1 protein-coding gene is annotated in these 1,309 nt (G+C 40.8%); it reads left to right on the forward strand.

Annotated elements, in window-relative coordinates; genetic code table 11:
- Nucleotides 1-1,309, forward strand: a 1,309-nt coding sequence (locus HNR69_RS09480; RefSeq protein ID WP_183405679.1) for a VENN motif pre-toxin domain-containing protein, incomplete at both ends; no start/stop codon positions are given.

The following is a 1,309-nucleotide window of genomic DNA, read 5'->3' on the forward strand; positions in this document are numbered from 1 at the left end:
ACCAAAGCGACGCTTACGGAAGGGAAAATCACCTTAAACAAAGACACAAACCCAATCCAAACCACAGCAAAAGCGTTGGGGATTAATACCGACCTTAGCCAAGCAAACAGCCAAGTGGCAAAACCAAAAGAGGTGAAAAAACTACTGGCGGAGCAAAAGGAGATTGCTCGGGCAGTGGGGTATATTAGTCAAGCAGCCAATGTTTATGCCAATAACAAGGCAAAAGAAACACAATATGTGGAATGGCAAGAGGGCGGTTCAAAAAGACGTAAACTTGATGCTGTCGTTGCTACGGTAGGGGCAATTTTAAGTGGTGGCACTGCTGGGCAAGTTGTCGCTGCTGCGATTTCTCCGGAGCTGAATGCACAAATTCACACAATGACAAAAGACAGTAAAATGGCTAATTTGTTAGCTCACGCTTTACTTTCTGCTACTGAAGCACATCTATCAGGTACAAATGCCCTTGTCGGAGCGACTGCCGGTGTGGCAGGTGAGACTACGGCAATGTTCCTCTCGGATGTGGTTTTCAATAAATCGGCAGAGCAATTAAACAATGAAGAACGGACACTCCTCAAAGTGGCTTCACAGCTAAGTGGTTTGATTGTCGGCAATGTAACGGGTGGCAATACTTCATCAACGATATTAGGAGCAGAGACAGCAAAAAGTGCGGTGAAAAATAATTTCTTATCACAGCATGAATATGCTAAATTAAATAGATTAGTAGAGAAAAAAATATTAACTCCTGAAGAAGCAATACTAATCCAATATTTATTAAAGAAAGATCAGGTTTCAGACAAGTTATTACATACCTACCAAACCAGTCCTGATACCCTTACTCAAAAAGATAGAGAAATCCTGTTTAAGTGGGTAAAGGAATATAGCGATGTACCAGCTCAAATGAGATTATTGAATACACCAATAGATTCACCACAAATAAAACCGGATTATTCTGATTTAAAATTAAGAGCTCAAAGAGTATATAGCTATTCGGAAAGTTTTGAAGGACGTTTGAGCAACTCTCTTGCAACAGGGCTTTCATTTGTGGGAACAGGAGCACATAGTGCGGCTGTAAAAGGTGTCCAATACGTTGGTAAAATAGCTAAAGGAGCTTCATCTGCGGCAAAAACAACTGCAAGTGTAATAGGAGAATTTTCGACTAAATATCCTAACACCACTGGAATGTTGATTGATGGAGGTATTTCGCTTGGAGCTCATGTAGGATATAAAACAGTTACAGGGCAAGATATTAATCCTTATGATGCGTTAGGTGCATTTTCAGGAGGTGCTTTAACCAGAAATCGATCATTGG

Origin of the sequence: Histophilus somni (assembly GCF_014202395.1) — a bacterium.
Taxonomy (GTDB): Bacteria; Pseudomonadota; Gammaproteobacteria; order Enterobacterales; family Pasteurellaceae; genus Histophilus; species Histophilus somni.